Annotated in this window: 1 pseudogene; it reads right to left on the reverse strand. The window is 42.7% G+C overall.

The window, feature by feature from the left end:
• A pseudogene (locus ACTHUR_RS17415) lies at positions 1–221 on the reverse strand (DUF4189 domain-containing protein); the annotation flags it as partial.
• Positions 222–543: the final 322 nt, after the last annotated feature.

The following is a 543-nucleotide window of genomic DNA, read 5'->3' on the forward strand; positions in this document are numbered from 1 at the left end:
TTATCTGAGTAGCCAAAAGCCCTATTTGCGGGATTGTAATAAATAGCACCCCAATGGTTAGGAATATTAATCACCCGACGCTGGGAGGATCCACCATTCCCTCCCCAACCACAAGCACTACCATCAACAGTTTGACAATAACCGTCTGTCGGGTTGCCTCCCAACGGATTGGCAGAAGCAAAACCACTTAATATCATAAATATGAAAAGATTTTTTTTCATTATGAATCCTTTACTTTATTACAGTACCACTATCATCTTTTTGGCTTATATCTCGCCATTTCACAAGCCGCCCTGCATGATCGTAATCTGAGCAATACCCAGTCACGATGGAATATTGCTTGGTTACCGTATCAAATTTTTCAGACGACCTCAAATCTTAAAGAGGTCGTCTGAAAACCCGAAATCCGTTTTCAGACGACCTGTCTTTATTTTTTCCAATAAGCCGGTGTCAGCAGAATCAACACGGTAAAAATTTCCAAGCGTCCCAGCAGCATGACGGCCGAACACAGCCATTTTTGCACATCGCTCAATACCGCATAGC

The sequence above is a fragment of the Neisseria sp. P0021.S007 genome, from assembly GCF_051956855.1.